The organism is Sulfitobacter sp. GN1-4 (assembly GCF_055693825.1).
This window is the reverse complement of sequence record NZ_JBVFUQ010000002.1, coordinates 1-23,191: the sequence shown is the minus strand read 5'-3', so window position 1 is coordinate 23,191 and position 23,191 is coordinate 1. Positions and strand designations below refer to the sequence as shown.

Genomic DNA, 23,191 nt, shown 5'->3' with positions numbered 1-23,191 from the left:
AGGCGTCACCCGATCCGGTCGAGCGAAACCTCGCCCGTGGTGACATCGATTTTGCTGCGCAAATACAGCTCCAACGGCACCGGTTGCGCCCACATATCGGCATGAATATCAAAGGCAATCTGGGTCTGGCCCTTATGCTCTTCGGCGCGCAACTCCACAAAGGCTGAGCCATGAATGATGCGCGGTTCATGCTGAACGATGGCGGCCAGAATTGATTTGCGGATCAGCTCGGCACGTTGCGAGGTTGAATATTCGCCCGCCACTTCGCGCACGCCGAAGTTCAGAACAGATTTTGCCACATGCGGAAAACGTTTCACGTCGATGGAGGATTCGATGCTATTGGTGTTCAAAAGCCACGCCAGGTCCCGTTTGATGATCTCGCGCAGCCTGCCGATATCAATGGCTTTGTTTGAGCGGACTTCCTGCTTTTCCGACGGCGCATCATCCGTCAGCCTGTCCAGCAATGAGGGCTGGAGACGTTCAGAGAGCAGGTTCTCACCCATCGCTTTCAGCCTCATGGTTGAGGACAAGTTCGCGGATATCCAGCAGTGCGATGTCGTCGGCATCCGTGGCAAACAGACGTTGGCCAAGGCCCACAAAGGTTTCTGAACCTGCATCGCGCCATTCCGTGGCGCGCGCCAATTTAGCAGCGTCATCGCCCGCCTCTGGCGTGCCTGCATATCGGGTTGGGATCAGGGCGACCACCTCCCCTTCGTTGCGCAGGGTCAGGGTGGCAGCCGTCCAGACCGCGTCGCGCAGATCTGCAGGGGCTTCGATCTCTACCTTGTTGATCTGTGAGAACGGCAGCCAGAAATAGCGCCCGTTTACAACAACTTCCAGGATCGGACCCAGTGCGCATGTCCGCGTCGGCAATCCAGTCAAACGCAGTGCCGTTGATCGTGCCAGAAGTTGCGGGGGCTGCGTCAAAAGCCTGAGCGCGCAGTTGGGCTGCCTTATCCGGCTCTCCCTGCGCCAAAAGCTTTTGTGCTTCAATGAGCAGGGCAAGCCAGGGCTCTGGTTCGCCAAAGATCATCGGCTCCTTGTCGCCCGCGAAAACCTTTTCGCGGTATACCTCGCAGATGATGCCTTCACGGTAGGTCTGCGCCATCATCAGCGCGGAGGGGTCCAACTCAGCACTGACTTTCAGCTGGTTGATCGCGCGCTTCCAGTCGCCCAGAACGCACAGCAGCTGAAACAGGAAAATCCGCAGCTTGGCGTCTGCGGGATCTGCGCGCACCTTGTCTTGCAGGGCTGCAAGTGTCGCGGACAGATCGCCGGATTTTAGATGTTCTTCAGGCGTCACAGATCGACCTCCGCTCGGATCGGGATGCGCGGACAAAAATCACACGACGTTTTGATGGCCCGCGCACCACAGGGGGCGCGGGCAGATCACGAACCTGGATTATTCCACAGAACCCGTGCGCAGGTTCCACTTGAAGGTGTTCAGCGTGGTCAACTTACCAGTGTTCTGGTTGGTCTCTTTGTATTCATGCTCAACACCGATATAGGCCAGCGCCCAGGTTTCTTCTGGGATGCCATCCGCACTCGCCTGGATGGAATATTTGTCGATGACAACGTGTTTGAACTTCCACTGCGAAAACGCCTCCAGACCGTCAGAGGACGACTGACCGGACCGGCACCAGTGCATCAGCACTTCGGGGCGGACCGTGCCGTTGGCCACGGACTGCGCCAGCTTGTTGGACGCCTTACCGATCTGAGAGGTGACTTCGATTTTCTGGAAGTTGGTGTTCGCGTGCATCCGCTGGTTTGAACCAAGGTCGGCCATGTCGACCGCGCGCTCCACTTCAAAGGTTGCAGATTCCAGAACGATCCAGTTCTTGTGATGTTTTTCAGTCGCGTCGCCTTCGGCACCTTCGACTTTCATGAACATATTCGCAGCCATTTGCGTAATCCTTTCAACAAGTTATTTTATGGTGACAATGGGCTGTCCCAAAGTAATACGTGAGATCAGGCACCACCTTTTTCAGAAGGGAGCTTGGAAACAAGCCGCAATGATACCGAAAGGCCTTCCAACTGGTAATGCGGTCGCAGGAAGAACTTTGAGGTGTAATAGCCAGGATTGCCTTCCACCTCTTCCACAACGACTTCTGCCGCCGCGAGAGGTTTCCGCGCCTTCTCAGATTCCTGACGAAATGTCGGCATTGAAATCAACGTAATTGTTGATCCAGTCCTGCAGCCAGCCTTCCATGTCTGTCCGGCTTTTGAAGGAGCCGATTTTGTCGCGGACCATACACTTGAGGTAGTGGGCAAAGCGGCATGTCGCGAACAGGTAAGGCAGCCGAGCTGCAAGATTTGCGTTGGCCGTTGCGTCGGGGTCGTCATACTCTGCTGGCTTGTGCAAAGACTGCGCGCCCATAAAGGTTGCAACGTCCGTATTTTTCCGGTGGATCAAAGGCATCATGCCGTTCTTGGCAAGCTCTGCTTCGCGCCGGTCATCAATGGCGATTTCGGTGGGGCATTTCTGATCCACGCCGCCATCTGTAGTGGGGAAAGTGTGCGAGGGCAGGTTTTCCAGCGTCCCGCCGGATTCCACGCCGCGGATCCGACTGCACCAGCCATATTCTTTGAACGAACGGTTAATGTTCACAGCCATGCCGTAGGCGGCGTTCATCCAAGCGTATTTGCTGTGATCGGAACCGTCGGTTTCCTCTTCAAAGGCAAATTCCTCGACCGGTTCGGTCATGGAACCGTAAGGCAAGCGGCTCAGAACCCGTGGCATCGCAAGGCCCACGTATTTTGCATCTTCGCTGTCGCGCAACGACCGCCAGGCGGCATATTCCGGTGTCTGGAAGATCTTGGTCAAATCGCGTGGGTTCATCAACTCAGACCATGTGTCCATCTGGAACAGGCTTGGGTTGGCCCCGGTGATCAGTGGCGCGTGCGCTGCGGCTGCGATCTTGGACATCTCACCCAGCAATTCAACATCGCGCGGGCTGTGATCAAAGTGGTAATCCGCAACCAGCGTGCCATAAGGCTCACCGCCAAGCTGTGAGAACTCTTCAGTATAGAGCTTTTTGAAGATCGGCGATTGATCCCAGGCTGTGCCTTTGAATTTGCGCAGGGTCTTGTGCATGTCCTTTTTGGAGATGTTCATGACCCGGATCTTCAGATTTTCATCCGACTCTGTGTTGTTCACCAGATAATGCAGACCACGCCACGCGCTTTCCATCTGCTGGAACTCTTCGTGGTGCAGGATCAGGTTGACCTGTTCGGTCAACTTCTTGTCGATCTCTGCAATGATGCTTTCCACAGAGCGCAGTGCATCGTCTGAAATCAGAGCGGTGTTTACTAGCGCTTGCTCAGCCAGTGTTTTGACCGCCGATTGCACGGCCGTTTTGGCCTGATCCGACTTTGGTCGGAACTCTTTTTGCAGCAAGTTCTCAAATTCCGTGGAACCAAATGCCGTGGCTCCGCCAGACTGTTCTACCTGGGCTTCCTGTTCAGCCATGGATTACTCCTCCTCTGTCGCGCCGGGCTTGGGCTGTGCTGCCAAAGTCTTGAGCAGCGTGGGATCCTGAATGATCTTGCTGATCAAATCCTCTGCACCGGTCTTGCCGTCCATATATGTCATCAAGTTGCTCAACTGGGTCCGCGCATCCAACAGCTCGGCCAATGGTTCGACCTTGGCGGCGATGGCGGCGGGGCTGAAATCATCCATGCTTTCAAAGGTGATATCGACAGCCATATTGCCTTCACCCGTCAGGGTGTTTGGCACGGTAAAGGCTGTGCGCGGCGCGATGGATTTCATCCGCTCATCGAAATTGTCCACGTCAATCTCAAGAAACTTGCGGTCCGCCACAGCGGGTTGTTCCACCTCAGATTTGCCGGCCAGATCGCTCATGACGCCCATCACGAACGGCAGCTGTACCTTTTTCTCGGCCCCGTACAGTTCGACGTCATATTCGATCTGAACGCGGGGGGCCCGGTTCCGGGCGATAAACTTCTGTGAACTCTTGGCCATGAAGGGCTCCTTGGTCTTAGCAATACGGTGAGACTGACGTCTCGCATTCAAATTTCGGCAAGGCTTAGATCATCAGTACATCCCGGTATCTTCTTCCTCGATACCCCCGATATTATAGACCTGATCCTTACCCTGATCGGCAATGTCTTTGATGATGGTGATAAAGTCGGCGCCTACCAGACGTTTGGCGCGCTCAAGCAACATGGGCACCGGGCTGGAGGGTTCGACACGCTGGTAATAAGACATGATCTTATCCAGCGCGTTGATCACATCCGTTGAGGAGTTGATCGCGCCCATGGGGCGTCCTGCGCCGCCACCACCGCCCGCATCGGTGCCTGCGGCCTCATCAGCACCCGCCTCATCGGCGGCGTCCTCCGCACCCGTCGCGTCAGAGATGCGGCGAATGATAACGCCCAAGGTGCGTTTTGCTTCTTCCAGGTCAGGCCCCTGCCCCGGGGTCTTGTCAATAAAGATGGCGTCAATGGCCGCCAGATCATCGTTTGCGCTTTTGGCCGCTGTAAGCAGCGCTGAGATCACCTCAGGATCGGTATCCTGAAATGCCGCCTGGATCGCGCTGGTATCAGGGACGTCGGTCACGTCAGAGGGCGGCGGGATCGTGCCTTCGGCCACATCCATCAAACGCAGGCTCATTTTGCCGAACATCCGGCTATCGGTCAGGCCCGTCCGGCGCAACGCGCGGATCACACTGTCTGCCCCACTGAGCCCTTGCACAGCGTTGATCCGCATTGTCGGATCGTTGTCGTCATCCTCATCCAGTTCCGGGTGACATGTATCCCAATAGGTCTCCAAACAGCCGCGCACATAGGCTGTTGCCTCGGCAAAGCCGATCAGCCCCTTGGTGTGCAGTACCGACGTTCCATAGAATACGGCCGCACGAATATCATGGCTGCGGCCCAAGATCGTTTCAGCAAGCCGGACAACCTCGCCATGATCAGGCTCTTCGGCCTCGATAATGGTGTCGCCTTCTTGCCGTTCTTCCCCTGGCTGAGCGGCCAATTCCAGCTCAACAAACTCGGGATCATATTCGAGGTTTTCACCGCTCGGCCCGTCATCCTCATGAGGTTCAAGCAGTTTAGCAACGTCCATCTTGCCCCCTTACTGGTCGTGGACTTCCTGATCGTTGGCGGCAGCCAAAAGTAATTCCAAACACCATTCGTTTCATAAATGTCTAAAAACAGTACATAATTTCATAAGCTCAACCACAGAAATCTTGCGGCAAAAAATGCGAGCTTGACCAATAGTCAGCCTTATCGCCATTTTTATGTCAATGACTTTCCACCAAAAAAACGGGCGAAAGCTGTTTGGCCTACGAACCGACGACAATTGAAGAACAGAAAAAACTGATCTTGCTGGGCAAGAAGCGGCCCATGAACCTGGCGTATAATCCCGGGCCCAAAAACGCCGACCTGTTGATCCTGCACCGCATCAAGGCCCCCGATGTCATCGCGCGCATCGCCAAGAAAGAAGGCGAAGGCAGCCGCGTTGCATTCGGCAGCTTTGAGGTTAAGGGGCGCAAGTTCCGCCTGACAGCCGAGCAAACCCTGCCGGGCCTGTCAAAAGCACTGCGTAAACACCTCAAAACACTGGACCTTTCGTTTAAGGTTGAGATCTGTGACAGCACCGGCGCGGTGCTGGAAGCGGACGATGAAGAGGATGGGCCAGCTCAGGCAGCGGCCCCACTCTCCCCCGAAGAAATCCAGCGCCGGCATGCCAACCGCATCCGTCTGTTACAACAGGACATTGCCGCCGTGGGGCCCACTGGTGCGCCGTTGAAAAAGGCGCTGCGGGTGATTGTGCAAACCTTCAAGGCAGGGGATTACGAAAAAACCGGCGACATGCTTTACCAGGTTGAGGAAAAGCTGGAGGCATTTCAGAAGAAAGCGAACGCTAACAGCGATCCCGTCGCGGCCGCGGCGCATCCACCACCCAAGGTCCTGCTGGCGCGGGCGGCATCCCTCAAATCCGCCTTGCCGGATCTGGAAGGCGACGCGGCGCCAAAGATCAGAAATGCGCTGGTGCAGGCCATCACTCAGCTGCAGGCCCGCGCCTATGACCAGGCCCACGCCAAGCTGACCGCAGTGGAAAAGGCGGTCAATGCCCTTGCTAAAAGGACAGCGGCAGCTGAACCGCTGCAGGCAGACGCGCCTGAGCCCGAACCGCAGACCACCCCAGATATCCCGCCCGCGCCTTCACCTGAGGAACAGACGTGGGGCAAGATGCAGCCGGGTCTGCAGTCCGCAATTGACGAGGCACAAAAGGCGGGCCTCAGCGATGTTGCCGCTGTTCAGCGCGCTTTTGCCTTTGCTCAGGAACAAGCAGCATCCGGCAACTTTGACACTGCTGTAAAGGCAGGTGCTGCCACTCAAAAGTTGCTGCAAGAGGCGCAAGCGGCACCGATGGCAGATGGCAGCGAGGCAGTGACCGAAGCACAAGAGCTCACGCCCAGTGACGTTGAGGCCTATCGCACCTCTCAGACCGAATGGGTACAAACGCGCAACGGGCTGCGTGCGGATCTTGCGCAGTTGAAGATGGCGATTGATGCAAAAACCCAAGGGATCGCGGGGCTTGAAGATGTGGCCAACAACACGGCTGCCCTGCTCGATTACCTCGAAGATCTTGATACCTCGCTCGAACAGACGATGACCCAGCTGGTCGCGACACAAGACGGGATAAAGCGCCAAAAACTGAAAGATGCGGCGCAAAAGACCATCGCGGCCTACCGCGAAACGCTTGATACAGACTTTTTCAAAGCCGTCGACAACAACGGTTTCATTGAGACAAACATAAGAGATACTGCACTGAACGCATTGAAAGGGGTGGAAACGGCTTTGGCCGCGTAGCCCTTAAATTTGGGGGGACCAAAATGATTTTTTTCAGACTTTGCGCCGCAGCCGTATTTGCGCTGCTGCCCTTGGCCGTCGCTGCACAATCGGGCAGCGGCCTGACGGTGGAACTGAACAAGACCGAAGCATCCGGCTCGGGAGGGTGCAGCGCATTCTTTTTGTTCCGCAATGAGACGGACAATAGCTTTGAAGGGTTTGAGATGTCGCTGGCGATCCTGGACAGCCAAGGGGTGATTGACCGCTTACTGTCCATTGACGCGGCCCCCCTGCCGGTTGCGCGCACCACGTTGAAGCTGTTTGAAGTGCCCGAGATTGCCTGCGAAAACATCTCAGAAATTTTGCTGCATGATCTCACCTCTTGCCGTCCGCAAAACGGCGATGAGATGGATTGCTTTCCTATATTGACGCTGCGCAGCAAAGCGGCAGCGGCGCTGGTCAAATAACATGTCTTTTGATCTTAGCAGCCTTGGCGCGGGCGGCATCATCATTGTGGTGCTGCTCCTGCTTTCGGCCCTGTCGCTCGCCCTTATCGTCGTCAAAATCATCCAACTGCTGCCCGCACGCGCCGGGGCGGCGGCCCGTGACGCGGCCCTGACCCAATGGGCGCAAGGCCAGAAAGACACCGCAGCATCGGCCATCGCCGCTGGCAAAAGTCCGGCGGACCGGGTCATGGCCTATGCGATGAAATCACTCAGCAGTGGGTTCAAAGGCCCCGCCTTGCAGACCGAATTGCTGCGCCGTGGCAACGAAGAATTTGCGCGCATGAACTCTGGTATCCGCCTGTTGGAACTGATCGCCATGATCAGCCCTCTTTTGGGCCTGCTGGGAACCGTCCTGGGAATGATCCAATCTTTTCAGTCACTTGAAATGGCTGCAGGTGCGGCAAATGCGTCCGTTCTGGCAGGTGGTATCTGGCAGGCTTTGCTGACAACGGCTGTGGGTCTGTTAGTGGCCATCCCGGCAGCTGTGGGCGCAACGCTTTTGTCCGCACGGGCAGAAAGTGCTGCGCAAATGATTGAGAACAGCGTCGGACGGCTGATGTTGGTCGAGGAAAACCCAGAGGCCGCCTAAGCCATGCAAGATCCAGCATCCCTCACTCTGAAACGCCCCCGCCCTGCGCGGGCGCTGATTTCATTAGTGGCGATGATCGACGTGCTGTTGATTTTGCTGGTCTTCTTCATGGTCACGTCAACCTATCTTGATCTGGACATGATACCGGCCGTGTCCCAGCAAGAAGATGTATCCGAAACCGCGCCTGTGTCTGCGCAAGCCGCGGCACCGCTTTTGATCCGCATCGGGGCAGATGGGACACCCGTGATCCGGGGCCAAAGCCTGAGCCTGACGGATCTCGGCACACTGCTGCAAAACCGCTTGGCCGAAAATTCGGCCCTTTCTGTGATGCTGTTGCCAACCGGCGTTGCACGCACCCAATCGCTGGTCAGCGTCATGGACATCGCCACGCGCGCAGGGGTCACTAATCTGCGCGTGATCCGGTTGGAGGCGCGGCCATGAAGCTCACACGTCCTCCAGCCAGACAAGCGCCTGAGACTATCATCGCTCTGATCGACGTCGTCTTCTTTTTGCTGGTCTTTTTCATGCTGATCGGACGCATGGACGCCACCGCCCCCTTTGACGTGACACCCCCAACCGCCGCAACCGGGGCGGATATGCCCGCGGGCGGGATGACCCTGTCGGTCAGCGCAGAGGGTCAGATGGCCGTTGATGGGCTGCCCACGTCAGATCCTATGGCCGTGATGCTGCGCCACCTGCAATCGGCACCAGATACGTTGATCCGCATCAATGCGCATCAGGACGCCGAACTGCGCCATATCCTGCCCTTGATCGGGGCATTGGAAGCCGCTGGCGCGCAGGACGTGGCCCTTGTCGTCACACCGGGTGACACATGAGTGGCGGCATCGCAAACTGGGCCTTGGGGATCGCGGCATCGGCGGTGGTACACCTGGGCGCTGGGGCGGCCCTGTTGGCCGCTCTGCAACCGGAACCGGTGCAGGATCAACCGGTTCCCGAAAGCCGCTTGAACGTTGAAGCGCAGCAAGTGGACCGTAGCGAGGCCGTTTCCCAGCCCCCCCGAACGAGGCGACAGATAGCCAAGATGCCAAGGGCACCGCCCTAGGCATCGGCGCGTTAACCCAGTCTGCGGCACCTTCCACGGAACCCCAACCGGAAAAAGCCACAGCCCGCGCCGCAAAGGATGCAGCAGAACGCACAGGCCCTGCCCCGCTTCAGGCCGCCCCCGTTGCTGAGGCGACGCCCCAGCCAAGCGCCGCCACACCAGCGCCCTTGCAGGCGGCACCGCTTGCATCGCAGGCGCCAAAGGCTACAGCCGCACCCTGCAATTGGCCGCCGCCCGCCCGGTATCACAACAAACGCCCCCTGCAGTGCCTTTAAACAGCCAGGCGCCCCAGCCGCAAAATGCCGTAGCGCAAGACGCGCCCAGCATCGCTGCAAATCCTCAGACCCCAGAGATGACCCGGACCAAAGCTCAGCTGGCCTTTCCTGCGGATGGCGCGGTTGATCCAGTATCACTGGCCGCGTTCCAAAGTTTCACCCAACCCGATCAAGCAACAGGAACGGATGTGCGCGACAGCCTGACCGCTGCGCTTTCAGTGCCTTGTGCCAGAATGCAGGTCAGCTTTGATCCCGATACCACCACGCTCAGCGTTTCTGGCCACATACCCGATCCCAGCCAGCGCGCGCCGGTGCTGGCGGCGCTGCAAGAGCAGATGGGCAGCAACATTCGCGTGGCAGATAACTTGCTGATTTTGCCCGCCCCCCAATGCGGAGCCCTCACCGGGATCGCCAACATGGGGCTGCCGCAATCCACCGATCAAATCACCAACCCCCTGATTGTAGGCGCAGATACCCACGCCCGCGCGTTTCGTTACACCGAAGGGCAGGCTTTGGTCATCGATATGGCGGGGGCAGATTACCCGGCTTATGTCTATCTTGATTATTTTGATGCCGCTGGGAACGTTATCCATCTGAGCCCGAACACATCTTCACCTTTGGCCTTTGTCGCAGCCGAAGCCCCCATTCGCTTTGGTGCCACAAAGGAGGGCGAGCCCGGGTTGCTGGTGCGGGTGGGGCCACCCTACGGGCAAGAGATTGCCGCCGCCTTTGCCGCGTCTGTTCCGCTTTATGAAGGGCTTCGCCCGATCATTGAACCCGCTGATACCTACCTCAACTGGATGCGAGACCGTGTCGCAGAGGCGCGCGCAGAACACCCTGATTTCAAAGGGGAATGGGTTTATTTCTTTGTAACGACAGCAGCCAACTAAGAGCCCTCAAACGCGGTTTCTTTCCGCATTAGGCCGCGTCACGCCCCGCTCCAAGGTAGAGCTTTTGCATATCCACGAACATGCCCCTTGTCAGGCCCGCCCGGATCTCGGCCCAGCCTTCGGGGTCGCTTTCGATCTCTTCCAGCAGCGTCCGTTGGGCGGCGATTTCTTGCAACACGGCCTCAGTTTCGGTCTCAACCCAGACAAAGCTCAGTGTCTCTTCTTCAACGGCTGAGACGCGCAGTTCCACACCCGCCTGCAACGGCGCTTCTGGCAAGCGGCGCAACAGATCCAGCTTCATCATCTCGATGCTCACATCATCAATCCGCGCCTGGGCAAGCAACAGCTTTTCATGCACAGCGGGCCAGCCAAAGGTCAAACGTTCCTTCAACAGCCCACCCACCTCCTGCGCAGAAGCAGTGGCAGATGGGCCATAACTTGCGTCAAACAGCACCTGTACGGCGTCCTCTAGCACAAGATGTTCACCTATTTGCCTGCCGGGATAGGCGGCAATCCATAGGCCCAGTTCAACGTCGAGATAGTTGAAAAGCGGCTCAAGCCGCATTTCTTCGCCACAACACGGGCAGCGCACGGTTTGAAACTGATGCTCTAAAATCGCTGTGCGCAAATCCGGGCGACGATCGGCGTTTACGCTGCCAGCTGCGGGATGATCTGACAGCGTGCCACAACTTGGACATTCCATTGTCGCGGTATCAAACAAAGACATCTTGTTCTCCCTGCCTGGCCTAAAGGTTTGCGATCTCAGCGCGGTGCGGATGCGAGCTGTTTAGTCGGCCGCTGTGATAAGCGGCGTAAAGTTCTGAAAACCATTCGCCTGGGGCGCGGAACTGATAGCCCGAGACACCGTATTTGCGCTGCGAAGTCAGATAGCGCGCCCAGTTCTTTTCATAGCTTTCCACATAAGTGTAATCGCCCACCGCACAGGCCGCCGCCACGCTGGCCGATGACCAAGGTTTGTTGCCCGTCCGGGCCCGGTCCACGAACATGCGGCAATCCAACATGCGCCTGCGCCACTCATCTGGCAGACAGCCCACCGGGTCAGGCACCGGCAGGTCGCGGCCCTGCGTGCTCATCATATATTCAGCGACATACCCCGCATCAAAGCCAAAGGCCTCAGCGATCTCTTTTGCGGGTTCATAGACATTGGCCCCATAAACCGTCCAACCGGCAAGCCGGTGCCCGTTGTTGTTCATAAAGCTCAGCTTATCATCCACCGCATGTCCCACCTCGTGCAGGGTGTTCCAACTAAAGGCTGTGCGTTCCTCACCGGGGTTTGGCAACGCGTCATCGTCGATCTTGCCCAGTTCATGCTCCACCGCGATGGCATAAACCCGCGAGCCTACTTCATCCCCTTCGCGCATCAGAATTTTCTTTTGGTCCCAGTCATAGGCCGATCCGGCGGCCTTTCCGCCCTGATGCAGGAAGGTCAGCAGGCTGTCATTTTCCAGGGTGTCGCTGGGCGGCAGCTTTGACATCTCTGCGTAGAACCGTCTGAGGTTGGGGGCGGGCATGTCCATTTCGTCCTCAGGGTGAGGGGCACCGCCATCGGTAGCTTTCGTCAGTTCCAGTTTGCAGCCAAAACGCGCTTCAAACGCGGCGGCCATCACGGCGCGCTGCGCAGATGCCTCAAGCCCTGCGATGATGTCATCCAACCGCTCCAACCCGTCTGGTGCTGCGATCAGCTTGGACAAATCCGCAGCGGAGGGCGTGGTGTTTTGCGAAAGGGCAACGCGCAGCTGGGCGGCGTCCAATTCTTGTCCTGCAGCGGTCACCTCAGCCAACGCGCTGGGATGATTGCGGTCAATGGCGCGGGTGGCTGCGGTATCAAGATGTTTGCGCGCTTGCGTCAACTCTTCGCGGATCAGGGCGCGATCAGCCCCTTTTTCCAAATCCGCCAGGACCGCATCCACCGGCGCGCGCGCCTCTGCGTAGGCGAGGTGTCTGTCCAGCACGCGCATCAAATCGCGCAGGTCCATGATGGTGCGTTCAATCTGCTCTTGGGTCTGTGGACGCAGATCGCGATCTGTGCGCGCGGCATTCATTGAGGCATCGACCGCGGCCATCTGGGTCATGATGTCACTGCGACCAAAGTCTTTGTGATGCATCAGACTGCGCAACGGATGCGTGTCCAACAGCCTATCTGCAATGCCACGTGCCACCAATGCAGAGGCGTTCAATTGATCATATTGCGCCATCAGAATGGCAACTTGGGTGCAGGTCTCAAGCGCCTCTTTCGCCTCGGCTTTGGCACCACTGAAATCGCTTTCCGCTTGATCTTTGGCGCTGTCGAGTTGCGCCACCGCCTGCAGCATTTCGGCATGGACATAAAGCGCAGAGGGTTCTTTGCGCAGCGCATTCAGCTTTTGCTCTGCCCGCAGGATGATACCCAACAACGCACCCGTGTCCTGATCATCGATCCCGTCTATCGCGCTGTCTATATCCGCAAATCCATTTGCCCGCTCTTGCAACTCTTGCGCCTGTGCGCAGTCCTGATGCAAAGACGCGAACAGATCTGCGGCCATCTGAAAATCAGCCGCCGCTGCAAGCCGCTCCGCATTGCTGCGCTTGCCCTCCAGCCGCGACCACAGCGGCTCAATCTCCGGCCCCCTGATGTCCGCCACATCTGACAGCGCGGCCTCGGCACGTGCCTTTTGCAAAACATAAGCGTCAAAGACATCCAACGCCTGCTCAAGCGCGTCGCAAGCCGCGTCAAATCCCGACAGATGCTTTTGCGCGCCGCTGAAATTGCCCATCGCTTCTTTGGCCTCAGCCTCTTCAAAGATCTGGCGCTGCGCGCGCAAGCTTTCCTCAATCGGGCCCGTTTCAGCGGTCGCACGCGGTGCCAAAGCCGCCAGCTTTTCCTGCGCGGCCAGTTTGACGGGCAGATACGCGTCAAAAGCCAACGCCCGTTTGCGTGCCAGATAGCGGACCAAGCGGATCTGCTGGGCCAACTCGGCGGCCATGGCAAAACGCCCACCGTTCATGGCCAGATCAAAGGCATCAGAAAGCTCATTCAGCTCTGACGCCGCAGCGGTGGTTGCAACATGGGTCATCTCTGCCCCTGCGCCTGCGTCAATATAAGTAGTTTTCAGCGCCACAGCGGTCACGCAGGCCTTATGGACGTCCTCTGCCGTGGCAAGCCTTTCGCGCAGCAGCCGCACCTTGGCATCAGTCTCTGACAAATCCCTTGCATCAAAGGCTGCGTTCATCTGATCCAGCAGATCCGTCAGCCGCCCTACTTCTTCGCCCAGATAGGGGGCTGTCGCCGCCTCTTGTAGCCTGTCGCAGGTCTCTTTCACCAAAGACCGCAGGGGTTTGACCGTGGTGACATAGACCTTCATGGCCTCTGCCCCATCCCGCGCAATGGCTTGCGCTTGGGCCAATGTGGCAATGCCTGCGCGGAAATCCAAAGCAGGTTCCGCCACCGCTTCCTGTGCTGCGGCCAGCCGGGCATTCACCATGTCGATGTCATCCGAGATTTCGCGATCCTGGTTTTCATCCTCCGCCTGGGCCAGAAGCGTCTGAGTTGTTTTCAACTGATGCGCGTAACTTTTGGCAGCACCCAACTGCGCTATCACGGCTTTGCATGCGGCTACCGCCTCATCCAACATGTTTTGGGTATCGGCTGGGTCATCCTCAAACTCAGCCGTGCGCGCGGTCAGCTCTGCATCCACCAAGGCATCCATGAAAAGCCCGTCTTCATCCAAGGCGTTCACCTGGGCCAAGATCTTTGAAAACGCGGCGAAGGCCGCGTCAAAGTCATTGTCTGCACTGATGGTGGTGCCATCCGCACCCTCTTGGATTCCGTCGATCAAAGCAGCTGTCTGGGCGTCACTGACCGCTTGCTCAACATCGAAAACAGCGCTGTCCAACAGGGTTGTGGCCCCCAACCAATTGCCCCGGTTCGTCGCATCCACCGCATGTGCCAGCATCTGCACAGCGGCCTCTCTTGCGGCTGCGCTGCCGGTATCCGCTGGCAATTGTGCCAAGGCCGTATCGAAGCGCGACTTTTGCACCAAATAAAGCTTCGCCGCATCCGCCAGTGCCATCATCTCTGCATGGCGGCTTTCCAGCCTTTGACACATGGCCAGCGCCAGTTTGAAATCGCCCGCCGCTTCTGCGGCAACGCGTTTGGCTTCATCCCCTTTGAGCGCTTGATAATAGTCTTCGATGGCAATGCGCCCCTCAGCGCCTTCCCGGCCTGCCGTTTCAGTCAGTCGGGCGGCCAGGGCTGTGCGGGCTTTGTCATAGACCCGCAGCGATTTCAGTTGCGTGACCAGTTTTCTGTGAAACCCGGTCAGCTTGAGCATCTGACCCGATGCACTGCGATAGGCGCCGCGCGCCGCATCCTCTTGTGCCGCTTTTCCGGCGCGGGCGACATAGGCGACATCGTCTGCCACCAATGGCCGGACGGCATCGTATTGCGCCTGCGCCACGATCGCGGTGCGGTCCACCCAGCGTTTTTCAAGGATCTGAAACCGGGTCGCAAATTTGTTCAGGTCAAGGATTTCGGCAACGGCCTTGGGGATTTGGTTCAGCAAGGTCAGCGCGGCACTGATCTGTCCATCTTGCCGCGCAGCTTTGGCTTGCTCAGGCAGATTGCTTGCGGCCAGATGATCATCACGCAAGCGGTCTAAAGGATAGGTTTCCGGGGCGGGCAACGACGCCAAAAGCACCGTGCGTTCCGCCAGAAGCGCCTCAAACATCGCGCAGTCATCGGCGAAATCCAATGCATCTTTCAGGGCATGCCGCACAACTGTCAGATCCTGGCAGGCGGCTGGATAGGCATGCTCTGCCGCCTTGGCGCAGGCCGCGTCATAGTCAGCGCGCACTGCGTCAAACTCAGGTTTCACAAACGCCGCGTCTTGCGCCATGGGATGCGCCTGCATCACCAAATAGCGCACCTGAAACGCTGCGTGATCACGCTCCCATTTCTGGGCATCGCGGATCAGGTCCTGGCCCGATTTCTCTGCCTGCTGAAATAACTCTTCGGCCTCCTCCGCAATCGCTGGCAAAGCCTCGGGTGCGGCATCCACTGCGGCGTCCAATTTGTTGCGCACCGCCGTCAACGCCATGCGAAGTGACAAGGGCGCGTGGGTCTCGCCAAATTGCGCGTTGATCTCGTTGTTCAAGATGCTGAGCGCGGCATGTGTATCCCGCAGGCGGTTGCGGGCAGACAGAATGTCAGGCGCCAGAGCGGCCTTGGCGGCGGCAACACTGGCCCGTCTGTGCATTGAAGGGGTTCTCTGCCTCCGCTTCCGCAACCTGCAGCAACCCTTCGAGCCGTGCCATCGCATCAAGGGCCGAACGCAGCGCGCTCACATCACCCGTGGCCATCCCAGCTGCGAATTTTTCTTCCGCATAGGCCCAGGTCAGATCAACACCCGCTTGCGCGTCAGAGGTCGGGTGGCGCGTGGCCCCGGATTGAAACGCCGCCATCCTTGCCGCCAACACCTCATGCGCGCGCTGTGCGTCTTCTTGTGTGGCCAGCCTTTCGGCCTGCGCCGAGACGCGCGCCAGATGCATGTGCGCGCCGTCAAAATCCAGCGCATCCGGGTCAGCCTCAATAATGGCTTCGGTGGTTTCCAAACCGCTCAACAGCATCGCCTTGGCGGTCGGGTCTTGGACGCGCAGGATCAGTTCCTCAACTGCGTTTTGGGCCGCGTTGATCTGGCTGAACTGCGCAATGGCTTCGGCCTGCGCCTCTTTTCGCTTTTTCCGGCCAATGACTTTGGGCAGCTTCAAGAAGCGGTCAATGAAATCCGTTTGCTGATCGGTCAATCCCTCGATCGCCATCGCACAGGCTCTCCTACCTGGATGTCAGGGGCCGCCGGGAAACGATTTGTACTAAAATAAGGTGACAGCCCCCACCCAGAGAAAACCACGCCGTCATCCAATGCAAGGTTTTTCCCGATCAACGGGACCCCAGCCGCCAAAGCCACAAAGGATTTGCGGCAAAATCCTTGCCTTAGGGTAAATTTGCCTACAGGATGTAGCACGCGGCGCGCTCACGCCGGGTGATATTTGTTTATGAAATTTTGCAGGAGTTCTGCTGTGCGGGAACCCAAGCCAAACCCTCAGGACACCTGTGCGCAAGCGCCGGTACACGGTCGCGTCAGGACGGCGCTTGTCCTTTCATGCGCGCTGGCCTTTGCAGCATTTGGGCAATCATCCGACGCGCAAACTGCAAGTGAGATTACGCCATCCTCCTTCGCACCTGACGCACAGCGTTTGACCGGCGCGGTCGTGTTCTCAGGTGAACGCGGGACCAAGGCGCCGGCAGGTTCAGAAAAACTGCTAATCAATCTGTCGGGCCTCGTGCTGAATGGCGGTCTGCCGCAAATGGCCGACGTGAATGAGGCCACGCGCGCCAGGCTGACGGGCAAGACAATCACTGTCGCAGAAATCTTTAACGCAGCCTCCGATCTGGAAACCGCCTATGCCCAGGCAGGTTTTGTGCTGGCCCGCGTTATCCTGCCTGCGCAAGAGCTGCGCGATGGCGGCGCGTTGCGGATTGAGGTGATCGACGGCTTTGTCGAAACCGTGGATACCTCCACCGTGCCTGCCCCTGTCCGCGACAGGATTGTGCAAATCACCCAGCCACTTGTCGGCCAACGCAGCCTGCGGCTGCCAGAACTTGAGCGTCAATTGCTCTTGGCCGGGGATACCTATGGGGTGGCGCTTGGCTCCGCCTTGGCGGCAGGGGCCACGCCGGGCGGCACATCGCTGATCTTGCAGCCAGAGTTTCGCCCCGTCACCGGCTTTTTCGCCTTCGACAACGCCAACTCAGATGAGTTGGGGCCGCTCACGCTGAGCGCCGGGGTTGAGCTAAACTCACCCTTCAATTTGGGAGAAACCCTTTACGGGCGGATCTCTGCGACACCTTCTGGCGACAATGCCAATGATGTTGGGGCCTTTCTAAGCGGCGATCCACGGCTGCGCACCGTGTCTTTGGGGGGCGTGATCCCGCTGGGATATGATGGTCTGACGCTTAACATCGAAGCAACAGACAGCCGCACAGCCCCCGATACGCTGGTGGCCCCCAGCACAAGCCGCTTTAGCCGCACATCCGTGCGCCTTTTCTATCCCTTCGTCCGCTCGCGTAACCGCAACATCTCGGGCCAGCTGACGCTGGATCGGCAAACCGACGAACAGTTCCTGATCGGCCCGGGGGGCACACGAACGCCCATCTATGAAGACAAAACCACCGTGCTGCGCGCCGCCTTGGATGGCTTTTGGCTGACTGAGAATGGCACCGCGTTAGAGGCCGGGGCCGTCCTGTCACACGGTTTTGACGCGCTTGGCGCACGCACGGCTGCGGACGCTGTGGGGGGCACACCCCTGTCCCGGCAAGGAGCGGACGCTGAATTTTCCAAGTTGATCCTGTCGGGCCGCCTGCGCCGCCAATTGAACGACCGGTTCAACTTCTCCCTTTCAGGCAGGGCGCAAACCTCTTTCGGGGATCCGCTGCTGACCAGTGAGCAATTTGGCATTGCTGGCCCGCAAGAGCTCTCTGGTTTTGATGCAGGCTCCATTAAAGGCGACAGCGGCTTTGTCGCGCGCGCTGAGATTTCCATGCCAACGCAGACCGCCTTTGGCGACCTGCCTGTGTTGGTCAGCCCATATGTTTTTGCCGCCTACGGGGATGTCTCCCTTGAGGCACCCACTGCCCAGGAAAGCGCGGATCTGTCAGCCACGTCTTTCGGGATTGGTGTGGAATTTAATACTTTGACCAAATCAAATTTCTCATCCGCAACCGTGCGGATTGAATACGCCAGGGGAACTCGTGATGACGATCAGCCGGACAACAACCGCTTCAGCATCCAAGGCTCATTCCGCTTCTAAGCGCTGTTCAGCGCGGTCTGCCCTGAAATGGGCGTTGGCCTTGGGCACGGCGCTCACGCCCGTCTGGGTCTTGGCCGATCCGCTGCCGACAGGTGGCACCGTGGCGCATGGCGCTGCTGCTATTGCCACCCCTGCCCCCAACACGATGACGATCAACCAAAGCTCGGATACGGCCATCGTCAACTGGGACAGCTTTTCCATCGGCCAGGGCAATGCGGTGAACATCACACAGCCCTCTGCGGATGCGGCCCTGTTGAACCGCGTCACCGGCGATACCACCAGCCAGATCCACGGACAGCTTAACGCAAACGGGCGTGTCTTTGTCGTCAATCCCAACGGCGTCTTTATCGGGCCAACTGGGTCTGTGAACACGGGCAGTTTCGTCGCCTCCACCCTCGACATCCGCAACGAAGACTTTGCCACTGGCCAGCTTGTGTTTGAGGGCGACGGCACGTCTGCTGTTGTTGAAAACGCAGGCACGGTGCAGGTCGTGACCGGCGGCTATGCCGCGCTGATAGGCGGTAAGGTTAAAAATTCAGGAACGATCCAGGCGCCTCTTGGGTTTGTTGGTCTTGGCGCGGGTGGACGTGTTACGCTTGATCTGGCGGGCGACGGATTTCTGCAAGTCGCTGTGCCGACGGATTCGGACGATGCGGGCCTTGAGGCTCTGATAGAAAACTCAGGCACGATCCAGGCCAACGGCGGGACCGTGCAAATCTCAGCCGCTACAGCAAGGAACGCAGCCCGGCACGCCATCAACCTTGGCGGTGTGGTTGAGGCGACAACTGTATCAGGGCGCAACGGCCGCATTACGCTGGGCGGCGGCGCGGGCGGCAAAGTGACCGTCACGGGACGCGTCCGCACCACGGCAACACGTCCTGCGATCCAGGTTGTCGAATCTGCACGCCCTCAGGCCCGCCCACCCGCGGGCGGGGCCATCACCATCACAGGGCGCGAGATCACGCTTGCCGGGGCAGCGCTTGATGCAAGTGGTGTCAATGGTGGCGGACAAATCCGTATCGGCGGAGAATTCCAGGGCGGAGCCGGTTTGCCAACGGCTGAGACGCTCACTGTAGACGCCGCGACAACCATTCTTGCCGATGCCACGGACAGCGGCGATGGCGGCCGGGTCATCCTGTGGTCGGATGAACGCACAACATTTGCGGGCAAAATCTCAGCGCGCGGCGGTGAGAACGGCGGCAACGGCGGCTTTGCCGAGGTTTCGGGCAAACGCAACCTTAGCTTTGCGGGCATGGCCGACATGCGCGCGCCACAGGGCGATTGGGGTGAGCTGCTGCTGGACCCGACAGACATTGAAATCGTCAACGACGTCACAAACGCAAGCAATCAGCTCGCGGCAAGCGATGTTGAGGCTCAGTTGGCTTTGGGCGATTTTTCCATCTCCACCTCAAACACATTCCCCAGCCAGTCTGACGACGGTTTCATTTCCGTCCTGGCCCCTCTGACCTGGAGCGCGGCGACTGAGCTGACCCTTTTTGCCGACACCAGCATCGACATCGACGCGCCCATCACAGCCTCCAACGGCAGCTTGCGGCTTTTCGCCTTTGCCGGGGCAATCGCTCCCATTCTGACAGGACCTGCAGGGGCCATTGATGTGGCGCAATTCCATTTGGCTGAAGGCGATTGGGAGCAAGTGGGCAGCGACCTGCCCGGCTTTGCAGCAGATAACTTTGTCATCGGCACCGACCCCGGCTCAAGCTTCTTGCGGGCAACGGGCGGTGACGGGACAGTATCATCACCCTACCTCATTACGGATGTTTACGGCCTGCAGGGCATGGGCACCGTGGCAAATGGGGCGGCCAATTTTGCGCTGGCCAATGACATTGACGCCTCTGTCACGTCTAGCTGGGTCAGCCTGAATGCTCCGGTGGGCGGTTTCCAGAACGGGGGCTTTGTCCCCAAATTCTTTGACGGTGAATTTGACGGACGCCGCTTCGACATCTCCAACCTCTTTGTCCGGAGCTATCCCGGGCTTGGGTCTGGTCAGAACGCGGGCCTCTTTAGCGCCTTGGGTGAATCGGCCTTTGTCTACCGCCTGGATATTACCAACGCGGATATCGCTGGTGGCAATGCCGGTATTCTGGCGGGGCAAAGCGAAGCGGCTGTGCGCGGGGTCTTTGCCTCTGGCACCGTGACGACGTTCGAAGGCTCTGGCGGCGGGCTGGTCGGCCAAACCTTTGGCGGCTCCATTTCCGACAGCTACACCAACGTGAGCGTGACAGACGCCACAGATCCAACCAACCTATCGGTTGGCTCGGGCCTGGCCTTCATCGGCGGGATCGTCGGATTTAACGACGGCTTGATTCAGCGGACCAACAGCTCGGGCAGCATCACACATGCCGCAGCCTTTGAGGGCGAGGCAGGCGGGATCGCGGGGCGCAATGCTGACCGCATATTCGATTCCTATTCCGATGCCAGTGTCACCGCGAACGCACCGGGCGGCTTTACCGAAACACGCATTGGCGGCATCGCTGGCGATAACCCCGGCGTCATTGAAAATGTCATCGCAACCGGCCCGGTCGCGGCAACCGGCGGCTGCTGCGCCTTTGTCGATGAAGGCGGCATCGTGGGGGCCGACAGTGCGGATGAACAAAGCATTCTGTCTTCCTTCTGGGATCCTTCGCGCACCGGCCAAGCCACCAGCGGGCAAAACGGCGAAACACCCGGGGCCACCAATGGCTTTGGCCAGTTCTTGGGGGCGCAGTCAGGTGATCTGGCCTTCTTTAACGACGCCGATGCATTCACAAGCGCCGCGCAAGCCGGCGGGTGGAGCTTGCTGACACCTGGTCCTATCCACTGAACGGGTCAGATCAATCGCGGCTTTACAGCACCTCTCCGGTTATCAACGGCTTCTTCGTGGACGAAGTCGAACCAGAGTTCGTCTATAACGGCACGGTCAACCATCTTTTGCCCCTGGCCGACTACCACGGAGGCACCTCCGTGTTTGAGTTTGGGCCCTTGGGAGACAGCGGCACGCCGCCGACAACGGACGCGCCTGTGATCCTGTCAGGAGCAGATGTTGGCCCGCAGACCTTCACCTTTGACCCCAGCTTTACCAGCGCCCTGGGCCAGGCGTACTCCATCCGCTCTCGTGCGGCCCCGGCCTCTGTGACAGCGGCTGAGTTGGAGATCACCGTGGACAGCATCAGCAAGACCTACGGCGATGAACTGGTATTCGAAGGCTTGGAATTCACCGTTGTCGGCCTGCAAGCCGAAGATGAAGTGACCAGCCTGACAATCACAAGTGACGGTGCCGCCGCAGACAGTCAGGTTGCGGATGGGCCGTTCGATATTCTGGGGGAAACCCCTCTGGGCACGGGTTTGGAGAATTATGCGGTCTCCATCCTGCCTGGCGTGCTAACAATCACGCCTGCTGCACTGACCATCACAGCTGATAATCAGGAAAAACCCTTCGGCGAAGAATTTGTGTTCGCCGGGACAGAGTTCACAGTCACAGGTCTGGTCAATGACGACGCGGTAACAAGTGCGACGCTGAGCAGCGCAGGTGCAGCGGCTGATGCACCGCTGACCGGTGAGGCGGGTGTGGCCATCCTGATCACAGACCCACTGGGGACCGGGCTTGAGAATTATGAAATTACGCTGGTCAACGGCATCATGATCATTGCCCAAGGCGGGTTGATCATCACTGCCAACGATCAGACCAAAGTCTACGGCACTGAGCTGGTCTTTGACGGCACCGAATTCACTGTCACCGGGCTGGAAGAAGGCGACAGCGTGGACAGCGTGACCCTGACAAGCGCCGGGGCTGCCGCAGGTGCACAAGTGGGCGATGGCCCCTTCCAGATCGTGATCAGCGACGTGGTGGGCACGGGCCTTGAAGATTATGAATTGGTTCTGGCGGATGGCACGTTGGTCATCACCCCGGCCCCTCTGACGGTCACCGCAGATGATATCCTGAAACAAGAAGGGCAGGTGTTTACCTTTGCGGGCACAGAGTTCACCGCATCGGGCCTGCGCAACGGCGACAGTGTGGACAGCGCGGTGCTGACCAGTGACGGCGCGTCAGAGGACGCGTTGATCGAAGACAGCCCCTTCACTATTTTCATCAGTGATGTGACAGGATCGGGCTTGGAAAACTACGACGTGACCACTGTCGACGGCACGATGACCGTGGCCAACATCACCACCACACCTGAGGTCAACCCACGTGAGCCGGGCAGCAGTACCTTGCCCAACCCCGGCGACGTGATCCGCATCGCCTTCCCCGGCAGTGAGGTTGAGGCAGGTAATGTGCAATCGCGCGGTGAAGGTTCTGCCCAGCAAAGCCTCTCAGAAGCCGAAGCAACCTTTGAAGTGGTGGATGACATCTCAACTGAGTTGGAGCTGGCGATCCAGTCTTGCGGCTCAGCGGATCAGGACTTTACCAACTATATGGCCTGCCTGAGCGCCTCTTTGGACACCTATGCCAATGCGCTGGATCAGATCGCAACGGATCTGCCCTCCGGGCTGGAAACGGTATCGGCCACCATCCGCACCGCCCGCCAAGAAGTGCAGGCAGCAGCCGCGCGCGCGCAGTCCCGCCTTGCGACCGCCACGTCCGAGGCAGAGCGTCAGGCGATCCGCAGGGATGCAATCGCTGAAGCGCGGGGCGCTTTGGACACCGCAAAAGAGGACATTCGCAAAGCGATCACCTTGATCCGCGCCGATGATCCCGCAGTAGAGGCGGTACAGGTCCGCACCGGCAACCGGATTATCCAAGCCTTCGACACGGTCGACAGCACACTGGCGCGGGCGGTCGAACTTTAAACCATGCGCGGGAAGGGGATCAGAGCATTCTGGGCGTTTTGCCTGTTGTTGCTGTGGCCCCTGAACGCTTTGGCGCAAGAGACAGATGAACGCCGGGTGGCGCTTATCATTGGCAATGCGGAATATGAACGCGTCGCACCGCTCGACAATCCGGGCAATGACGCCAGCGATATGGCCGTGGCATTGGAAGGGCTGGGGTTTGATGTCTACCTTGGCCTTGATGTTTCGGGCCAAGAGATGACCCGCCTCGCTGATCAGTTTTCAACGGCCATTGAAACCGCCGACGTGTCATTGTTTTTCTTTGCCGGTCACGGCTTTCAGGTGAACGGGCAAAACTATCTGGTCCCCACGGACGCCCGCATTCAAACCCCGCAGGATGTGATTAATCAAAC

18 protein-coding genes and 1 pseudogene are annotated in these 23,191 nt (G+C 58.7%); 10 read left to right on the top strand and 9 right to left on the bottom strand.

Going from position 1 to position 23,191, the window contains the following annotated elements:
• Nucleotides 1-5 precede the first annotated feature (5 nt).
• From tssE to tssA, 6 genes and pseudogenes are all read right to left on the bottom strand, one after another.
• Nucleotides 6-503, bottom strand: a complete 498-nt coding sequence (gene tssE / locus ACZ1HM_RS00215; protein ID WP_472740395.1) for a type VI secretion system baseplate subunit TssE — start codon at nt 501-503, stop codon at nt 6-8.
• Entirely contained in the window at nt 496-882 is a 387-nt protein-coding gene (locus ACZ1HM_RS00210; RefSeq protein ID WP_472740393.1) for a type VI secretion system accessory protein TagJ, read from the bottom strand. Before ACZ1HM_RS00210 ends, tssE begins: the two co-directional genes overlap by 8 nt.
• A gap of 520 nt (nt 883-1,402) precedes the next feature.
• Complete coding sequence (locus ACZ1HM_RS00205; RefSeq protein WP_472740391.1) at nt 1,403-1,903, bottom strand: Hcp family type VI secretion system effector; 501 nt, start codon at nt 1,901-1,903, stop codon at nt 1,403-1,405.
• A 65-nt stretch (nt 1,904-1,968) separates the two neighbouring features.
• Nucleotides 1,969-3,469: pseudogene (tssC, locus tag ACZ1HM_RS00200) on the bottom strand (type VI secretion system contractile sheath large subunit).
• 3 nt (nt 3,470-3,472) lie between these two features.
• On the bottom strand, nt 3,473-3,982 hold the full coding sequence (gene tssB, locus ACZ1HM_RS00195; protein ID WP_472740389.1) for a type VI secretion system contractile sheath small subunit: 510 nt from the start codon (nt 3,980-3,982) through the stop codon (nt 3,473-3,475).
• A 72-nt stretch (nt 3,983-4,054) separates the two neighbouring features.
• Nucleotides 4,055-5,089, bottom strand: a complete 1,035-nt coding sequence (gene tssA / locus ACZ1HM_RS00190) for a type VI secretion system protein TssA (protein WP_472740387.1) — start codon at nt 5,087-5,089, stop codon at nt 4,055-4,057.
• 281 nt (nt 5,090-5,370) lie between these two features.
• Between tssA and ACZ1HM_RS00185 the strand changes: the two genes are divergently transcribed.
• From ACZ1HM_RS00185 to ACZ1HM_RS00160, 6 genes are all read left to right on the top strand, one after another.
• Entirely contained in the window at nt 5,371-6,843 is a 1,473-nt protein-coding gene (locus tag ACZ1HM_RS00185; RefSeq protein WP_472740386.1) for a hypothetical protein, read from the top strand.
• 23 nt (nt 6,844-6,866) lie between these two features.
• Nucleotides 6,867-7,289, top strand: a complete 423-nt coding sequence (locus ACZ1HM_RS00180) for a hypothetical protein (protein ID WP_472740384.1) — start codon at nt 6,867-6,869, stop codon at nt 7,287-7,289.
• A gap of 1 nt (nt 7,290) precedes the next feature.
• Nucleotides 7,291-7,917, top strand: a complete 627-nt coding sequence (locus tag ACZ1HM_RS00175; protein WP_472740382.1) for a MotA/TolQ/ExbB proton channel family protein — start codon at nt 7,291-7,293, stop codon at nt 7,915-7,917.
• A gap of 3 nt (nt 7,918-7,920) precedes the next feature.
• The gene (locus ACZ1HM_RS00170; protein ID WP_472740380.1) at nt 7,921-8,358 is read left to right on the top strand and encodes an ExbD/TolR family protein; all 438 of its coding nucleotides are present in this window, start codon (nt 7,921-7,923) and stop codon (nt 8,356-8,358) included.
• Nucleotides 8,355-8,753: an ExbD/TolR family protein gene (locus ACZ1HM_RS00165; RefSeq protein ID WP_472740378.1), complete on the top strand. Its 399-nt coding sequence runs from the start codon at nt 8,355-8,357 to the stop codon at nt 8,751-8,753. The genes ACZ1HM_RS00170 and ACZ1HM_RS00165 overlap by 4 nt, the downstream gene beginning before the upstream one ends.
• A gap of 579 nt (nt 8,754-9,332) precedes the next feature.
• The gene (locus ACZ1HM_RS00160; protein WP_472740376.1) at nt 9,333-10,145 is read left to right on the top strand and encodes a DUF4384 domain-containing protein; all 813 of its coding nucleotides are present in this window, start codon (nt 9,333-9,335) and stop codon (nt 10,143-10,145) included.
• A gap of 28 nt (nt 10,146-10,173) precedes the next feature.
• Here ACZ1HM_RS00160 and ACZ1HM_RS00155 read toward each other — a convergent pair whose 3' ends face one another.
• From ACZ1HM_RS00155 to ACZ1HM_RS00145, 3 genes are read right to left on the bottom strand one after another with little or no spacing between them, the layout of a single operon-like run.
• Nucleotides 10,174-10,872, bottom strand: coding sequence for a CpXC domain-containing protein (locus tag ACZ1HM_RS00155; protein ID WP_472740374.1), 699 nt, complete (start codon nt 10,870-10,872; stop codon nt 10,174-10,176).
• Nucleotides 10,873-10,891: 19 nt separating this feature from the next.
• Complete coding sequence (locus ACZ1HM_RS00150) at nt 10,892-15,400, bottom strand: hypothetical protein (RefSeq protein WP_472740372.1); 4,509 nt, start codon at nt 15,398-15,400, stop codon at nt 10,892-10,894.
• A complete protein-coding gene (locus tag ACZ1HM_RS00145; protein WP_472740371.1) occupies nt 15,351-15,962 on the bottom strand; it encodes a hypothetical protein in 612 nt (203 codons plus the stop codon). The genes ACZ1HM_RS00150 and ACZ1HM_RS00145 overlap by 50 nt, the downstream gene beginning before the upstream one ends.
• A gap of 258 nt (nt 15,963-16,220) precedes the next feature.
• On the opposite strand from ACZ1HM_RS00145, the gene ACZ1HM_RS00140 reads away from it, so the two are divergent.
• The 4 genes from ACZ1HM_RS00140 to ACZ1HM_RS00125 form a co-directional block, all read left to right on the top strand.
• Nucleotides 16,221-18,011, top strand: coding sequence for a ShlB/FhaC/HecB family hemolysin secretion/activation protein (locus tag ACZ1HM_RS00140; protein ID WP_472740369.1), 1,791 nt, complete (start codon nt 16,221-16,223; stop codon nt 18,009-18,011).
• Nucleotides 18,012-18,051: 40 nt separating this feature from the next.
• A complete protein-coding gene (locus tag ACZ1HM_RS00135) occupies nt 18,052-20,832 on the top strand; it encodes a two-partner secretion domain-containing protein (protein WP_472740367.1) in 2,781 nt (926 codons plus the stop codon).
• On the top strand, nt 20,799-22,799 hold the full coding sequence (locus tag ACZ1HM_RS00130) for an MBG domain-containing protein (RefSeq protein ID WP_472740365.1): 2,001 nt from the start codon (nt 20,799-20,801) through the stop codon (nt 22,797-22,799). The genes ACZ1HM_RS00135 and ACZ1HM_RS00130 overlap by 34 nt, the downstream gene beginning before the upstream one ends.
• Before the next feature lie 45 nt (nt 22,800-22,844).
• The coding region (locus ACZ1HM_RS00125) for a caspase family protein (protein WP_472740363.1) at nt 22,845-23,191 on the top strand (347 nt) is incomplete at its 3' end.

Excerpts from the sequence above, each read along its gene's own strand:
- tssE (WP_472740395.1), bottom strand. The coding sequence starts at position 503 with ATGGGTGAGAACCTGCTCTCTGAACGTCTCCAGCCCTCATTGCTGGAC.
- ACZ1HM_RS00205 (WP_472740391.1), bottom strand. The coding sequence starts at position 1,903 with ATGGCTGCGAATATGTTCATGAAAGTCGAAGGTGCCGAAGGCGACGCG.
- tssB (WP_472740389.1), bottom strand. The coding sequence starts at position 3,982 with ATGGCCAAGAGTTCACAGAAGTTTATCGCCCGGAACCGGGCCCCCCGC.
- tssA (WP_472740387.1), bottom strand. The coding sequence starts at position 5,089 with ATGGACGTTGCTAAACTGCTTGAACCTCATGAGGATGACGGGCCGAGC.
- ACZ1HM_RS00185 (WP_472740386.1), top strand. The coding sequence starts at position 5,371 with ATGAACCTGGCGTATAATCCCGGGCCCAAAAACGCCGACCTGTTGATC.
- ACZ1HM_RS00180 (WP_472740384.1), top strand. The coding sequence starts at position 6,867 with ATGATTTTTTTCAGACTTTGCGCCGCAGCCGTATTTGCGCTGCTGCCC.
- ACZ1HM_RS00175 (WP_472740382.1), top strand. The coding sequence starts at position 7,291 with ATGTCTTTTGATCTTAGCAGCCTTGGCGCGGGCGGCATCATCATTGTG.
- ACZ1HM_RS00170 (WP_472740380.1), top strand. The coding sequence starts at position 7,921 with ATGCAAGATCCAGCATCCCTCACTCTGAAACGCCCCCGCCCTGCGCGG.
- ACZ1HM_RS00165 (WP_472740378.1), top strand. The coding sequence starts at position 8,355 with ATGAAGCTCACACGTCCTCCAGCCAGACAAGCGCCTGAGACTATCATC.
- ACZ1HM_RS00160 (WP_472740376.1), top strand. The coding sequence starts at position 9,333 with ATGACCCGGACCAAAGCTCAGCTGGCCTTTCCTGCGGATGGCGCGGTT.
- ACZ1HM_RS00155 (WP_472740374.1), bottom strand. The coding sequence starts at position 10,872 with ATGTCTTTGTTTGATACCGCGACAATGGAATGTCCAAGTTGTGGCACG.
- ACZ1HM_RS00150 (WP_472740372.1), bottom strand. The coding sequence starts at position 15,400 with ATGCACAGACGGGCCAGTGTTGCCGCCGCCAAGGCCGCTCTGGCGCCT.
- ACZ1HM_RS00145 (WP_472740371.1), bottom strand. The coding sequence starts at position 15,962 with ATGGCGATCGAGGGATTGACCGATCAGCAAACGGATTTCATTGACCGC.